The following is a 16,191-nucleotide window of genomic DNA, read 5'->3' as shown; positions in this document are numbered from 1 at the left end:
TTTTTAAATGACTTTTACACACATAAACAAAAAAGGAAATCCTAAAATGGTCAATGTTTCTGATAAGAAAATTACCAAAAGAACGGCAATTGCAAAGGCAATTATGTTTTTAGGAAAAGAAGTGATTTCTCATTTTACAAATGAGGAGTTAATTACTAAAAAAGGCCCAGTTTTTCAAACTGCAATTATTGCCGGAATTCAAGGCGTAAAAAAGACCTCAGAATTGATTCCTATGTGTCACCCATTATTGATTAATGGCGTAGATATAGATATTGAAATTATTGATTCAGAAAATATAGAAATTTTTTGTAAAGTAACAATTGAAGGAAAAACAGGTGTAGAAATGGAAGCTTTAACGGGCGTAAATATTACCTGTCTAACGATTTATGATATGTGTAAAAGCATCAGTCAAGAAATGGTGATTAAAGAAGTAAAGTTGGTAGAAAAAACTGGCGGAAAATCGGATATTAAAAATGGCTAAACACAAAAAACATACAAACTTAGAAAGAAGAGATAACGATAATTTTGCTCCAAATGAAATAGCAATTCTAGGAACAAATTGTAATACTATCTCTGACTTGGTACATAAAGTTTCAGAAAGATTATCCAATTATAAATTGGCTTATTTTGATGCTTCTCATGCAAAAGAAATTCAAGAAAATAAGTTGTCTGAATTTACTTTTCATCATCAAGGAAATTTACAAATTACAACATCAGGTAACGTAAATAAGTTTGAACAACGATTACAATTTGCACAGTTTGACTATGTTTTTATTAATGGAAATCATTATCAAGGAGCAAAGCAAATTTTAATTCTAGATGAAGAAAAAGAAGCTTCAGTTTTAAAAAGATTAGAACAATTAGATTGTATTCAGTTTGTAATAAAATTGACAAAAGACACTGCGTATTTTTCTTTTTTAGAGGAGAAATATCCACATATAAAAAATAGCACTTGTTATACAATTGATGAGTTTGATAAAATTGCGAATCACATCAATAATTTAATTCAAGAAAAGATTGCTCCTGTAAAAGGGTTGGTTTTAGTTGGAGGAAAAAGTACTAGAATGGGAACTGATAAATCTGAATTGAATTATCATGGAAAATCTCAAAAAGAAGCTGCAAAAGAATTATTAGAAACTAGTAATTTAGAGACGTTTTACTCTGTTCAAAGTGTATCAGAAAAAGCAGATGAAATTCATGATAAATTTCTAAACTTAGGTCCTTTTGGCGGTATTTGTTCTGCGTTTCAAAAAGACCCAAATGCTGCTTGGTTAGTTTTGGCAACAGATGTTCCGTTTATTAATGAAGAAGTTATTCAGCTATTGTTAAAACATAGAAACCCTAGTAAAGTTGCAACTGCAATTAAAGGAAAAGGAAAGGAATTTGTAGAGCCATTAATTACAATTTATGAGCCAAAAGCATATCCTGTTTTATTGCAATATTTAGCACAAGGATATTCTTGTCCTAGAAAAGTATTGATAAATTCTGATGTAGAAATTGTAGAAATAGATGCTTCTTTTATCAGAAATATAAATACGCCAGAAGAATTTGATGCTGCTAAAAAAGAGATAAATAGACACTAAAACAAGTTCAGCTTAAAATGAAACCAACAAAAAATCAACTTTTTAAACGTCAAATTACTTTATCAGAAATTGGTAAAGTTGGGCAACAAAAATTACAAAACGCAGCTGTTTTGGTTGTTGGTTGTGGAGGTTTAGGGAGTCCGATTGCAGTTTTTTTGGCTTCAAGTGGGGTTGGAAAAATTCATTTAGTTGATTTTGATACCGTAGATATTACCAATTTACACAGACAAGTTTTTTATTCTTTAGAAGATGTTGATAAACCCAAAGCAGCAGTTTTATCTGAATTTATAAAAAAAAGAGCGCCTTTTACAACCGTAAGCTTTACAAACAATCCAATTACAAAAGACAATGTTTTCGATTTGATTTCTGATGTAGATATTGTAGTTGATGGAACAGATTCTTTGCCAACAAAATACTTATTAAATGACGCTTGTGTTATAAAAAACAAACCGTTGGTTTACGGTTCTTTGTATAAATTTGATGGCTATGTTTCTACTTTTAATGTGAAACAAAAAGACGGAAGTTATTCATCAAATTTAAGAGATGCATTTCCGAAAATGGCAACAGATATTCCTAATTGTTCAACAACTGGAACTCTAAATTCAATTGTTGGTATGATTGCTACACAACAAGTAAATGAAGTTTTAAAACTGATTACCGGAATTGGAAAACCATTAACAAATGAGTTGTTGATTTATAATTCCCTTCAAAATACGCAATTAAAAATGAAGCTAAAACCAATTGTTTTAAAAGAACAAATTACTGAACTTTTTAAGGCGCAAACCTATTTTGATATTGCTTGTGCTACTCAGAATCCTGATTGGCAAATATCACCTAAGGATTTAAAAGAAAAATTGGAAGATAAAAATATTGAAATTATTGCAGTTTTAGCCAATTTAGAGTTGCCTTTTAAGGTGAATAAAACAATTCCTATTCAAGAATTTAATGTTGATGAAATTAAAATTGATAAAAGTAAAACCTATGTTATGGTTTGTCAAAGAGGCTTTAATAGTTACAAAGCAACTACAAAACTGAAAGAAAAATATCCGGACTTAAAAGTGCTGAATTTAACAGGGGGAATTTCTAGTTATTAAAATGAAAAGCAACAAAGTTTTTAAAATAGTTTCCCAAAAAAGAGCCTGGTATGAGAGATTATTAGCTGCTGTTTTCTTTTCATTAGCTGCTTATGTTATTTTTGTATTTTATAAAAATAATGGAGTTTCATTTTCTGAAAATTACTATATAAGAAGCTTTAGAGTTCTTTCCGCTTTAATTATTTTGATAGGTTTTGGTATTCGGTTTTCTGCTACTTTAAATCATCATTTTAATTTAATGGAAATGAAATACAGAAAGTTTTATTCTGTAGGACCAATTGGTGTTGGAAAATGGCACAAGCTTAAAAAATTAGATAGAGTTTCTACATTTTTAAACTCTAGAAATGAATGTGAAGTTACTATTTGGGATATTAGAAATAACCGATATAAGATTGCTGTTTTTGACGAAATTAACGCTGCTGTAATTTATGGACGTAGTTTGGCTAAAAATTTAGAAATTAAATTTAAAGAAAGAAAATAATTAAATGAAAAACCCCTTTGCGTTTTACACTCAAGAAAAATCAGTTTTAGAAAATCAGGCTAAAGTATTAAAAAATAAATCTCGGAATTTGAGTGTTTTCAGGTTTGCTGTTTTTTTAACTACATGCTTTTTAATTTATCTTACGTTTGGTAAATACCCAGATGTTTTTATTATTGCCTTTTTAGGTTTTTCATTGTTTGGTGTTTTAGTAGTTAAATATTTAAATCTCAAAAGAGAACGAAAAATACTTAATGAGAAAATTAGAATTAATACTACTGAAATTACTGTTTTAGAACAGAATTCTTATGACTTAGAATCTGGTAAAGAATTTATAAACCCCACTCATTTTTATAGTAATGATATCGATTTGTTTGGTGTTGGTTCTTTCTTTCAATATATAAACAGAACTGTAACCAAAGATGGTAAAAACCTTTTAGCAAACACGCTTACAGAAAATAAAATTGATGCTATTTTAGAGAAACAAAACGTGATAAAAGAACTGTCACAAAAAACAAAATGGCGACAACATTTTAACGCGATTGCAAGTTTAGTAACTGTAAAAAATACTACTGGTTTTATAACAGATTGGATTGGGAATTACACTGCTGTTTTACCAAGCTTTTTACCAACACTAACAAAAATATACTCTGTTATTTCTATAGGTATAATTGGTTTTGTGTCTTTTGGTAATTTATCTTTCACCTATATTACAATTTGGTTTTTTATAGGACTTTTTATTACTGCAAAATATTTAAAAAAAACGAGTAACTTATATTCAGAAACAGACAAAGTAAGAGAAACTTTTAAGCAATATCATGAATTATTAGATGAGATTGAAAATGAGACTTTTCAATCAAAAACATTAAAAGAAAAACAAGAAATTATTAAATCTGAAGATAAAAAATCAGCTACTATATTTAAATCATTTTCTAAAATTTTAGACGCTTTTGATCAAAGAAATAATATACTAATTGCTGTTGTTGGAAATGGATTTTTTTTAACAGAGATAAACAATGCTTGCAAAGTTGAAAGATGGATACATAATTATAAACATACAGTTGAGAAATGGTTTGAAGTAGTCGCTTTTTTTGATGCTCAAAACTCTTTAGGAAATGTTGTTTTTAATCATCCAAACTATGTTTTTCCAGAAATAACTTCAGAAAAAAATGTTATTTCTGCTACCAATTTAGGGCACCCTTTATTGACGTCAGAAAAAAGAATTGACAATAATTTTTGTATCAATAAAGAAGAATTTTTTATTGTTACTGGAGCAAATATGGCGGGTAAGAGTACCTTTTTAAGAACGGTTTCCTTATCAATTGTTATGGCAAATTGTGGTTTACCTGTTTGTGCAGAAACTTTTAAATATGCTCCAATAAAGTTAATTACAAGTATGAGAACTTCAGATTCTTTAACGGAAGACGAATCTTATTTTTATTCTGAATTAAAACGTTTAAAGTTTATTGTTGATGAAATTGCAACCGAAGATTACTTTATTATTTTAGATGAAATTTTAAAAGGAACAAACAGTAAAGACAAAGCAATTGGATCTAAAAAGTTTGTAGAAAAGTTAACAAAATCTAAATCTACAGGAATTATTGCAACACACGATGTGAGTTTGTGTGAATTAGAAAATGAGTTTTCTGGTATTAAAAACTATTATTTTGATGCAGAAATTATTGAAGATGAACTTTACTTTGACTACACATTTAAGAAGGGAATTTGTAAAAATATGAATGCTTCATTTTTATTGAAAAAAATGGAAATTGTATAAATTACTTTTTCCACTCTAAAGTTTCCATCAAATGTAAAATATCTTCTTTTATATAATTTACTGCAGGTAAAATAGAGTCGTAGTTTGGTTTTGCGTAAAAATATAAAGAACCTTTTATAAAGTTATGAGTGCTGTCTGTTAGATGAAACTGAATGTGAGAAGCTGCATTTCCTGTAATTTCATAGATGCTTCCAAAAACTCTTTTTTTAGGATTCACAAAATCTTTTGGAATAATTTCTTCCGCTTTTACAGTATGCTTAAAAACTAATTTTTCTGCTTCAGTAAGTAGTTCTTTTAAATTATTATTTACAGGTCTGTAAGTAATATCTATGGATGCTTTTAAGTCTGGGTATTTAATTTTTAACCAATTATTAGCTTCGTTAATTACTATTGTATTTTTTAAAATCTCAAAAGAAAAGGGCCTTTCAATCCGCAATTTTTCATACTTTTTTTCTGGGTATGTTAAACTCAAATATGCTTTTGGTTTTGGTAAAACATCATCATTACAAGAAATAAAAATGATGGAAATAATTAAGAGAAAGAGGTTACGCATTTCTAGTTGCTTTTACTTGTTTTATGCGTTTGTTGTCTAACGCTTCAATAGTAAACGTATAATTCTTGAAACTTATTTTCTCACCCTTTTTCGGGAATTTTCTAGAAATCTCTAAAATAAAACCTGCAAGTGTTTCACTTTCTCCTTTTTCTTGCTCAAAGATTTCTTCATTTTCATCATCTAAAACTTTACAAAAATCTTTAATAGTGGTTTTTCCTTCAAAAATATAATTGTTTTTATCAATTTTTGAATAGGTTAAATCATCATCGTCAAACTCATCATTTATATCGCCAACAATTTCCTCTATTACGTCTTCAAGGGTTACTAATCCGCTAGTTCCTCCGTATTCATCTACAACGATTGCTAAATGATTTTTACGCGCTCTAAAATCGCCTAATAAGTCATCTAATTTTTTGTTTTCTGGCACAAAAAATGGTTCACGAATTAAATCTTGCCATTTAAAGGATTGTTTGTTTAAGTGTGCTAACAAATCTTTGGCGTATAACACGCCAATAATAACGTCTATATGTTCATGGTAAACCGGATTTCTTGAATACCCATTTTTAAGAATTTTTTCTAGTACAGTTTCGTAAGGTTCATCATCAGAAAGTGCAAAAATATCTATTCTTGGTTTCATTATTTGTACCGTTTCTGTATTCCCAAAATTTACAATTCCTTCTAATATTTTTTGCTCATCTTTAGTCGTTGCTCCGTAGGAGGTAAGTTCTAAAGCTTGTGATAAAATTTCAACCGAAAAATTAGTGTTTTTACTTCCTAATTTAGTTTCTATCCACTTTGTTAAGGAGATCAGTGGCATGCTAAATGGTGATAAAATAATGTTTATTACATGTATAAGTTTAGCCATTGCTTTAGAGAAACGAAGTGCGTTTCTAGAAGCATATACTTTTGGTAAAACCTCGCCAAACAAGAGAATTAAAAATGTTATAAGAATAATTTCTAGTAAAAAGCGAATAGGAACCGTAAAGAAATAGAAGTTTAATACGTAGTTAAAATCGCTAAAAAGAGTTTCTGCTAATGAAGCAAAGAGCAGTACGATTAAAATATTTATAAAATTATTTGTTATTAAAATTGTTGCAAGTAATTTTCTTGGTCTTTCTAATAAAGTTACAACAATATTTTTCTCTTTTCCTCCGTTAGAAAGCTCGTTTATATCGGTTTGTGATAATGAGAAAAAGGCAACTTCTGTGCCTGAAATCAATGCAGAACCAATTAATAAAGCAATTAAAACAATTCCGTTTATTGCTGTTAAGAAATCGATAGTTTCAAAAAGTAAAAATAAAAGCTTGGGGTCTGGGTCCAATTTTTCTAAATTTTAATTAAAAAGGTAAATCATCATTTTCTTCTGGTGCAACAGATTTTGGAGTTACCGGTGAAGAAGGTTGATTTTCTTCAGTTTTATTAGTGTTTTCTGTGCTTTTCTTAGTTGATAAAAACGTCATTTCGGTAACTTGTACTTCTGTAGAATAACGTTTTATACCATCTTGTTCCCATTGACGGTTTTTTAGTTTTCCTTCAACATAGACTTTATCGCCTTTGGTTAAGTACTTTTCGCAAATTTCTGCTAATTTATTTCGAACAACAATATTATGCCAATCTGTAGTAGTAACTTTTTCTCCAGTTTGTTTATTTGTATAGCTTTCACTAGTTGCAATAGGAAATCTTCCAATAGCGTTTCCTCCATCAAAATAATGCATTTTCACTTCATCGCCTAAATTACCTATTAAAATTACCTTGTTTATTGTCCCTGCCATAACATGTCTATTTTTAGATCAAATGTACTAAAAATATCAATCACTTTTTTGTAAGAAATTCGGTTAAAAAATTGGCAATTAAAACCGGAACAGGAAATTTATTGATTTCTTTCCAGCTAATAGTTGCTTCCGGTAAATTTTTGATATTCACAATCCAGAATTGTGTATATAAATGTTGATGTGATAATTTATGTACAATTTCTTTTTTATTGAAAAGTGAAATAGTGGTTTCTTCAGGAAATAAGTTCATAAATTCTTCGGATGAAACTAGCGTTTCTTTTTTAATATTTTTATCGCTTTCAATTAAAGGAAACTGATGTAAACCTTGCCAAATTCCTTTCCCTTTTCTTTCAGACAAAATGGTTTTTTCAGTATCAGTTACAATCACTAAAAAATTAAAAAACCGATTTCTAACTTTTGTTTTTTTTGTTTTTACGGGCAATTCTTTTGTCAGTTTTTTTTCTACGGCAACGCAACTATCAGCAAAAGGGCAACTTTCACACAAAGGATTTTGTGGTTTGCAATGCAGCGCGCCAAAATCCATAATTGCTTGATTAAAAGTTCCTGGTTGTGTTTCATCAATTAAGCTTTGTGCTAATGCTTTAAACTCTTTTATTCCTGCTGATGAGTTAATAGGGGTTTTAATCCCGAAATAGCGAGAAAGTACTCTGTAAACGTTTCCATCAACAACTGCTGCAGGTTCATTAAAACAAATTGATGAAATTGCAGAAGCTGTATAATCTCCAATTCCTTTCAATTTTATAATCTCTTTATAAGTTGAAGGAAATTCGCCATTTAATTCATCAGAAATCTGTTTTGCTGTAAAATGGAGGTTTCTTGCGCGAGAATAATACCCTAAACCTTGCCACATTTTTAAAACGGTACTTTCATCTGCTTTTGCAAGGTGAAAAACAGTAGGAAATGTCTCTGTAAATTTTAAATAATAAGACAATCCTTGAGCAACTCTTGTTTGCTGTAGCATGATTTCTGACAACCAAACAAAATATGGGTTTTTAGTTTTACGCCAAGGCAGTTCTCTGTTGTTTTGTAAGTACCAGTAAGTTAATGTGTTAGAAAATTTCATCTGTAAAAAATAGAATTGCAATATTACATTTTAAAATTCACATAAATTTAAGTATTAAATTTTTTGGAATTGATTAATTATCATATATTTGCATCCGAATTTTTGGAATAAAATTAATAAAAATATAGTAAAATAAGAGACATGACGAAAGCAGATATCGTATCAAAAATTTCAGATAAATCAGGTATTGAGAAAACAGATGTTTTAGCAACCGTTGAAGCATTTATGACTGAAGTTAAAGATGCATTGGAAAATGGAGACAACGTTTATTTAAGAGGTTTTGGTAGTTTTATTATCAAAACAAGAGCAGAAAAAACTGGTAGAAATATTTCTAAGAATACAACTATTAAGATTCCAGCTCACAATATTCCAGCTTTTAAACCAGCAAAAACTTTTACTGAAGGAGTAAAAAGTAAAGTAGCTGTAAAGTAATACAATTTTAATCTAAACCTAAAAGGTTTAAAAAACATTAAACATTATGCCAAGCGGTAAAAAAAGAAAGAGAGCAAAAATCTCTACACACAAAAGAAAGAAAAGAGCAAGAGCAAATAGACACAAGAAAAAGTAAGCTAACGCTTACTTTTTCGTTTATAGTTTAGCGAAAAAAACAACAAAAAGTTCATTGACATTAGAGGTTAAGCTAACCTCACACGGTATTACAAATACCTGACAGTATTCATCCATCTACACAAATATGTGTAGTATTAAAACCAAATTCAGCATGAAAACAGAATTAATAATTCGTTCAAATTCATCTGATATTGATTTTGCCTTATTAAGAGATGGAAAACTTATTGAATTAAATAATGAAACAACTGGTAACAAATTCTCGGTTGGCGATATTTTTTTAGCCAAAATAGGAAAAGTGTTAACTGGTTTAAATGCAGCCTTTGTAAATGTTGGTTACCCAAAAGATGGGTTCTTACATTATCATGATTTAGGTGCGCAAGTAAATTCATTAAATGCATTCATTAAGAAAGTAAGCACAGGTAAGTATAAAGAATTCACTTTAAAAAACTTCCAATTTCAGGAAGAGATTAACAAAGACGGTAGTATTAACAACGTACTAAAAACAGGGCAAAACCTATTAGTACAAATAGTAAAAGAACCAATTTCTACAAAAGGACCAAGATTAAGTTCTGAGTTGTCTATAGCAGGTAGGTTTTTGGTTTTAGTTCCTTTTTCTAACAGAGTTTCTGTTTCTCAAAAAATAGAAGACCCAAAAGAAAAAGAACGTTTAAAAAGATTAGCAAAAAGCATTAGGCCAAAAGGGTTTGGTGTTATTTTAAGAACTGTTGCAGAAGGTAAAAAAGTTGCAGAACTAGACAAAGATTTGCAAAACTCATTAGAACGTTGGAAAAAAATGTGCATGCGTATTGCTAACACAAATACACCAACAAAAATTTTGAGCGAATTGAACAGAGCATCTTCTATTTTACGAGATGTTATGAATGACTCTTTTACTAGCATAGTAACCAATGATGAAACTCTTCAATTAGAAATTAAAGAGTATTTACAAGAAATCAACCCTGAAAAGGTGGGAATTGTAAAATTACATAAATCTGAAACTCCAATTTTTGAAAAACATGGAATTGAAAGACAAATAAAAACATCGTTTGGTAAAACAGTTTCTATGAGCAGAGGTGCCTATTTAGTAATAGAGCACACAGAAGCTTTACACGTTATTGATGTAAATAGCGGAAACCGTTCTAATAAAGCAGGTTCTCAAGAAGACACTGCATTAGAAGTAAATCTAATTTCAGCTACAGAAGTAGCGCGTCAGTTACAACTGCGCGATATGGGAGGAATTATAGTAGTAGATTTTATTGATATGCATAAAGCTGAAAACAGAAATAAACTGTATCAGCATCTTAAAGAGCAAATGGCTTTAGATAGAACAAAGCACAAAATATTACCTCCAAGTAAATTTGGATTGGTACAAATTACAAGACAAAGGGTTAGACCAGAGTTAAGTATAAAAACTACCGAAGCCAACCCAAATAAAAATGGAGAAGTAGAAGCTCCAATCGTTTTGTTAGACAAGATTGAAGCAGATTTAGAAAAATTTATTTCTAATTCAAAAAATAAAAAGATACAGTTAAATGTACATCCTTTTATTGCTGCTTATTTAACAAAAGGAGTAAATTCTATTCGTTTTAAATGGTATTTAAAACACAAAAAGTGGATTACTATTATACCTCGTGATGCTTACACATACTTACATTATAGATTTAAATCTGTTAAAGAATAAATTTAGAATTGTAAAAGGCAATAATTTATTATCAAAAAAACCCAAAACTTTAAAGTTTTGGGTTTTTTCATTTTATATAATAGTTTTTACTTCTTTTCTTTTATTAAGTAAATATATACAGGATAATGATCTGAATAGCCACCAGTATAACCTCCGTTTGAAAAACTTCTAAAAGGATACCCCTTGTATTTTCCTTTTTTAGTAGTTAAAAAAGCCTTGTTAAAAATCATTGCTTTGTACATTTTATAGGTAGAAAAATCTTTTTCACCTTTATCTAATAAAGGTGAAGTAAAGAAAATCATGTCAAATAAATTTATCTTATCTCTATATTTTAAAGTATTAAATCCTCTACGAAACATATCTTCATAGGGGTTATATAAATCTCCTTCATTTACATTCTTCTTTCTGCTTTTTGTCTTTAATACTTTTTTTAAACTAGAATTTATTGGATCATCATTAAAATCTCCCAGAATTAAAATTTTAGCATGAGCATCTTGCTCTCTAATTTGTTTTATAATCTTTGTATTTTGATACGCAGCTTTTTCTCTATTTGGTCTACTTGCAGCCTCACCACCTCTTCTAGAGGGCCAGTGATTTACAATTAAGTGTATTAATTCTCCGTCTAAATAACCAGAAACTAATAGCTGATCTCTTGTATAAACTTTATAGTTTTTTTGATAGATTTTAGGGTCGAAAGCCTCATGATGTATAGGATTAAAATATTTTTTTTGATACAACAAAGCAACGTCTATTCCTCTTTTATCAGGAGAATCATAATGTATAATTCCGTAATCATTTTTTACCAAATGTTTAGATTTCACTAAATCTTCTAAAACATTTAAATTCTCTACTTCTGAAACTCCAATTATTGCAGGACTTGTATTCGATTTATCTAATCCAATTTGCGCAATGGTACTACTCAGTTTTTCAATTTTATCCCAATAAACTTTAGATTTGTTTGATTTCAACTCCATAATTGGGCTTGCCTCATCATTCTTAGTAACATCATTAATGGTGTCAAATAAGTTTTCTAGATTATAAAAAGCAATCGTTCTAATGTTATATTTCTTTCCGTTTTTCTGAGAATTACATGCCGTAATTATTGTTGAAAAAAGTAAAATAAAAAATATTTTCTTATTCATTTTTAGTGTTTTTTTATAGCGTAAAAGTAAGAAAATAAGGTGATTAGTAGTGTTGAATACACCCGTTTTTAGGAGTTACAAATATTTTTACACTAACTTGAAGTGCAATTGAGAAAAAGAAAATTTAGAGTACAACTTATTTATGAAAAAAATTGTTACGATAACTTTGTTTCTATTAACCTCATTTTTAGAGGTTAACGGTCAGAACGTGGTAAAAGGAATTGTTTTAGATACTGATTCTGAAAAACCACTTCACGGTGTTTTTGTGACAATAAAAAACACATCTAAAAGTCAAACTACAGACTTAAATGGTACTTTTCTGATTAAGAATATCCAAAATGGAACGTCTATTTTGGAAATAAAATTGGTTGGTTATGAAACCCAAAATATTCCAATAGAAGTAGCTGGTAAAAATGTAGATTTAGGAATCATCTTACTTTTTAAAGATATTACAGAAAACCAAGATCTAAGTTTCATTACACTTACGGATGATGAATTAAATGATGATGCAAGTTCTGCTGATAATATTTCTGGACTTTTACTATCATCAATGGATATTTTTCTTAGAACCGCTGCTTTTGAATTTAGTTCTTCCTTTTTTAAAGTGAAAGGCTTAGATTCTAGTAATGGAAAATTACTGATTAATGGCATAGAAATGAACAAAATTTATGATGGTAGAGCGCAATGGAGTAATTGGGGAGGTTTAAATGATGTGCTAAGAAATCAAGAATTTAGAAGTGGCTTAACACCATCTGATGTTACTTTTGGCGGTCTTTTAGGGGCAACAAATATAAATACTCGTGCATCAGAACAAAGAGCAGGAATTAGAATAACATATTCTTCCTCTAACAGAAGTTACCAACATAGAATGATGGCAACCTATTCTAGCGGAATGTTAAAAAACGATTGGGCTTTTACTTTTTCTGCGAGTAGAAGAGTAGGAAATGAAGGTTTTAATGATGCAACTTCTTACAATGCATATGCTATATTTACATCCATAGAGAAAAAAATAAACGATAAAAGTAGCATCAATTTTACAGGAATTTTTACACCAAATAGAAGAGGAAAGTCATCACCTAATACACAAGAAGTATATGACTTAAAAGGAATAAAATATAATGATTATTGGGGTTCTTTAAATGGAAGAAAGACAAACTCAAGAATTAAAGAAGTAAGTGAGCCAATTTTAATGTTAAATCATTATTGGAATTCTTCTGAAAACACCTCAATAAATACAAATATTGCCTATCAATTTGGTAAGATTGGTAATAGCAGAATAGATTATAATGGAGGGTCAAACCCGAGTGCAACCTATTATCAAAAAATGCCGAGTTATTTTTTAAGAAGTGGAGATTTTGAAGAAGCATATGAAGCAGAAAAGAATTTTTTAAAAGAGGGGCAAATAGATTGGGTATCCATTTTTGATGCAAATACTACCAATAAAAATGCAGACTTAGAGAATGCCTATATTTTGTATGAAGATAGAAATGATGACAAACAGTTTACGATTAACACAATTTTAAATACAGCACTTAATAGCAATGTTTCTTTAAATGGAAAAATAGAATACAAGCGTTTACGCTCTCAAAATTTTGCTGAAGTAATAGATTTATTAGGAGGTGTTGGTTATTTAGATATTGATCCTTTTGGAGCGACTGAAGATGAAAAACAAAACAACCTTTTAAATCCGAATAATGTAGTGGGCAAAGGAGATGTATTTAAATACAATTTCAACTTAAATTCTGATATTATTACTGCTTTTACACAAGCACAGTTTGTTTATAATAAAACAGATTTTTATACAGCGATAAAAATCACTAGTACAACACATGAGCGGGAAGGGGTGTATAAAAATGGTGGTTTTCCAGAGAGTTCATTAGGAACATCAGAAAAACAAAAATTTATTAATTATGGTTTTAAAACAGGAGCAACTTATAAATTTACTGGCCGTCATTTAGTAGATGTAAATGCAGCTTATTTAACTTCTGCACCCACCATTAGAAATACGTTTTCAAACTCCAGAGAAAACAATAATGTAGTTTTAGATTTGCAAAGTGAAAAAACACTTTCTACAGATATCAGCTATGTTTTTAGAAACCCAATAATTACATCAAAAGTAACAGCATATTACACTTCTATAAAAGAGGCAACAGAAATTTCCTTCTATTTTGCTGATGGAGTTGGAGGGGATAATACTGCTTTTGTACAAGAAATTCTTAGCGGAATTAACAAAAAACATATCGGTTTAGAGGTAGGTTTAGAAGCACAAATTACAGCAACATTTAAGTTGAAAGGAGTAGCTTCTATTGGTCAGTTTACGTATGATAATAATCCTAATTTATATTTAACAACGGAGGCGGATACAGAATCTTTAGCCGCAGGTTTTGTAAATGGTTTTAAAGATTTTGGAGTAACAAATTTGAAGAACTACAAATTTGCAGCAGGACCACAAAATGCATATTCTGTTGGTTTTGAATATAGAGATCCAGATTATTGGTGGGCAGGAGCAACTGTAAACTTTTTTAGCAACACATTTATAGATATTTCTCCTTTAAATAGATCTCGTAATTTTTATACAGATGATGATGGTTTGCCTTTCTTAGACTATGATGCAACCATTGCTAAAGAACTTTTATCACAAGAAAAATTTAGCAATTATTCTGTTGTAAACCTTGTTGGTGGAAAATCTTATAAAATAAAAAAGCATTACATAAGTATTTTTGCAACGGTAAATAATTTATTAAATAAAACCTATAAATCTGGTGGATTTGAACAAGGAAGAAATGCCAATTATAGGCAATTATTAGAGGATAAATCACTTGATAAACCTGTTTTTGGAAATAAATATTGGTATGGTAGAGGTGCAACCTATTTTATGAATGTGGGTATCTCTTTTTAGGGAAAAATAAAAACACAAAAATGGAAAAGAAAATAGTACGCAGATTAATATTCATTTTTATAATAAATATGTCTTTTATCACTTGTGTGGAAGACGGGGATTTTACAGTTCCAGAAAGTTTAGGAATTGAAGAAAATGAAATTGTAAAGAAAATTTTAGACAGTATTTCTGACCATATGCTTGAATTGAAAACGATAAAACAAGTAAAAGAATTATATATAATTGGCAATGATCCGTTAGAAATTGTGTCTGATATTGTTGTAAAAGGATATGTAGTCTCTTCGGATAAATCAGGAAATTTCTATAAAGAATTTTATATGCAAGACGCTCCAGAAAACCCAACAGTAGGAATGAAAATTGCTTTAAACTTAAGCAATAGTTATAACAAGTATAATGTTGGTAGAGAAATTTACATTCGTTTAAAAGGCTTGTTTATTGGCGAAACAAATTCTGGTAATGGAATAATTACTATAGGAGGAAAAATAAAAGTTACCGATAATACAGAAATTGAAAACGTAACAACTAATCAAATTCCGAATCATATTTATAGAACAGAAACTACCGAAGAAATTGTACCAAAAATCATTGATTTTGCAGGAATAAATGAATCTAACATCGGAACTTTTATTAGGTTAGAAAATGTGTTTTTCGAATCTAAATTAGCAGGAAAATCTTATGTAGACCCAAAAGAAGATTTTGATACGCAACGTAAAATTCAAACTTGTTTGGGTTTAGGCTATGATGAATTATTAGTTGAAACTAGCTCTTTTTCAAAATTTTCAAATGAGTCTTTACCAGAAAATGCAGGAACTATAAATGCTGTAGTTTCTAAAGATTTTGGAGGAAATTTTATTGTATTAAATTTAAATGACACTGGTGATGTAGATATGAATGAAGAGAGATGCTCTCCTTTACTAATAGAAGATTTTACAGCAATTTTATTAGAAGAAAACTTCGATGATCAATCTGGAGATATTGATGTTTTAAATTGGATTAATTATAGAGAAGAAGGTACAAAATCTTGGAGATCTTACACGGATTCTTATTCGCAAAGTAAAGCTGCTAGAATGGGTTCTAGTAGTTCTAATGATGAAAGTACAATTACTTGGTTAATTACTGATGGTTTTAATTTAGACACAACTTCACAAGAATTTTTATCTTTTGAAACCTCAAATAGTTTTGCAAATAGTAGCGAATTACAAGTGTTAATTTCTACAGATTTTAATGGTGATAAAAGCGATATAAGTTCTGCAACTTGGGCCGTTTTACCAGCAAAAATAGTTGCTGATGGAGAGAATTTTAAAAACTGGATTCATTCTACATTTATAGAATTATCAGCGTATTCTGGAACTGCTTTTATCGGTTTTAAATATTCGGGAAATGGGAATGTAAATTTTAATGGTACTTATGAATTGGATACTATTATTATAAATGCTAAATAGAAATTAGGTGTTTTTCCTCTTTTAAGAACTTGTTGTAATTTATAGTTTTGTGAAAAAAGTTAAACTTATCAAATTAAATTTTTTCCTGAGAACGAAGGGAATTCACACCCTTTTTA

General features: G+C 29.3%; 14 protein-coding genes. 9 read left to right on the top strand and 5 right to left on the bottom strand.

Translation table 11 applies throughout. The annotated features are described in order from the left end of the window. Window positions 1-7: 7 nt before the first annotated feature. The 5 genes from moaC to BTO04_RS09010 are packed head-to-tail and all read left to right on the top strand — an operon-like array spanning window position 8 to window position 4,932. A complete protein-coding gene (gene moaC, locus BTO04_RS09030; RefSeq protein ID WP_087564181.1) occupies window positions 8-481 on the top strand; it encodes a cyclic pyranopterin monophosphate synthase MoaC in 474 nt (157 codons plus the stop codon). Beyond that, window positions 474-1,583, top strand: coding sequence for an NTP transferase domain-containing protein (locus BTO04_RS09025; RefSeq protein ID WP_087564180.1), 1,110 nt, complete (start codon window positions 474-476; stop codon window positions 1,581-1,583). The genes moaC and BTO04_RS09025 overlap by 8 nt, the downstream gene beginning before the upstream one ends. Before the next feature lie 17 nt (window positions 1,584-1,600). Beyond that, window positions 1,601-2,677 (top strand): HesA/MoeB/ThiF family protein, encoded by a 1,077-nt coding sequence (locus tag BTO04_RS09020; RefSeq protein WP_087564179.1) that lies wholly within the window; start codon window positions 1,601-1,603, stop codon window positions 2,675-2,677. Window position 2,678: 1 nt separating this feature from the next. Next, window positions 2,679-3,158 carry a hypothetical protein gene (locus BTO04_RS09015; RefSeq protein WP_087564178.1) on the top strand — a complete coding sequence of 160 codons (480 nt, stop codon included), beginning with the start codon at window positions 2,679-2,681 and terminating at the stop codon, window positions 3,156-3,158. A gap of 4 nt (window positions 3,159-3,162) precedes the next feature. Then, window positions 3,163-4,932, top strand: coding sequence for a DNA mismatch repair protein MutS (locus BTO04_RS09010; protein WP_087564177.1), 1,770 nt, complete (start codon window positions 3,163-3,165; stop codon window positions 4,930-4,932). Window position 4,933: 1 nt separating this feature from the next. On the opposite strand, the gene gldD is transcribed toward BTO04_RS09010, so the two are convergent. The 4 genes from gldD to mutY are packed head-to-tail and all read right to left on the bottom strand — an operon-like array spanning window position 4,934 to window position 8,341. Further along, the gene (gldD, locus tag BTO04_RS09005) at window positions 4,934-5,485 is read right to left on the bottom strand and encodes a gliding motility lipoprotein GldD (RefSeq protein WP_087564176.1); all 552 of its coding nucleotides are present in this window, start codon (window positions 5,483-5,485) and stop codon (window positions 4,934-4,936) included. Beyond that, the gene (gene gldE, locus BTO04_RS09000) at window positions 5,478-6,806 is read right to left on the bottom strand and encodes a gliding motility-associated protein GldE (protein ID WP_087564175.1); all 1,329 of its coding nucleotides are present in this window, start codon (window positions 6,804-6,806) and stop codon (window positions 5,478-5,480) included. Before gldE ends, gldD begins: the two co-directional genes overlap by 8 nt. A 16-nt stretch (window positions 6,807-6,822) precedes the next feature. Then, window positions 6,823-7,257, bottom strand: a complete 435-nt coding sequence (locus BTO04_RS08995; RefSeq protein WP_087564174.1) for a single-stranded DNA-binding protein — start codon at window positions 7,255-7,257, stop codon at window positions 6,823-6,825. 40 nt (window positions 7,258-7,297) lie between these two features. Next, the gene (mutY, locus tag BTO04_RS08990) at window positions 7,298-8,341 is read right to left on the bottom strand and encodes an A/G-specific adenine glycosylase (RefSeq protein ID WP_087564173.1); all 1,044 of its coding nucleotides are present in this window, start codon (window positions 8,339-8,341) and stop codon (window positions 7,298-7,300) included. Window positions 8,342-8,482: 141 nt separating this feature from the next. Between mutY and BTO04_RS08985 the strand changes: the two genes are divergently transcribed. Both BTO04_RS08985 and BTO04_RS08980 read left to right on the top strand, forming a co-directional pair. Then, window positions 8,483-8,773, top strand: a complete 291-nt coding sequence (locus tag BTO04_RS08985) for an HU family DNA-binding protein (protein WP_087521132.1) — start codon at window positions 8,483-8,485, stop codon at window positions 8,771-8,773. Window positions 8,774-9,062: 289 nt separating this feature from the next. After that, window positions 9,063-10,592 carry a ribonuclease E/G gene (locus BTO04_RS08980; protein WP_087564172.1) on the top strand — a complete coding sequence of 510 codons (1,530 nt, stop codon included), beginning with the start codon at window positions 9,063-9,065 and terminating at the stop codon, window positions 10,590-10,592. Between the two features lie 86 nt (window positions 10,593-10,678). On the opposite strand, the gene BTO04_RS08975 is transcribed toward BTO04_RS08980, so the two are convergent. Beyond that, window positions 10,679-11,734: an endonuclease gene (locus BTO04_RS08975; RefSeq protein WP_087564171.1), complete on the bottom strand. Its 1,056-nt coding sequence runs from the start codon at window positions 11,732-11,734 to the stop codon at window positions 10,679-10,681. A gap of 142 nt (window positions 11,735-11,876) precedes the next feature. Between BTO04_RS08975 and BTO04_RS08970 the strand changes: the two genes are divergently transcribed. Together BTO04_RS08970 and BTO04_RS08965 are read left to right on the top strand one after the other, a co-directional pair. Then, window positions 11,877-14,633, top strand: coding sequence for a carboxypeptidase-like regulatory domain-containing protein (locus BTO04_RS08970; RefSeq protein WP_087564170.1), 2,757 nt, complete (start codon window positions 11,877-11,879; stop codon window positions 14,631-14,633). A 20-nt stretch (window positions 14,634-14,653) separates the two neighbouring features. Next, window positions 14,654-16,075, top strand: a complete 1,422-nt coding sequence (locus tag BTO04_RS08965; RefSeq protein ID WP_232455879.1) for a DUF5689 domain-containing protein — start codon at window positions 14,654-14,656, stop codon at window positions 16,073-16,075. The last annotated feature ends 116 nt before the right edge of the window (window positions 16,076-16,191 follow it).

Source organism: Polaribacter sp. SA4-10 (assembly GCF_002163835.1).
Lineage (GTDB): Bacteria > Bacteroidota > Bacteroidia > Flavobacteriales > Flavobacteriaceae > Polaribacter.
The sequence above is the reverse complement of the archived record's forward strand: the minus strand, read 5'-3'. Positions and strand labels throughout refer to the sequence as shown.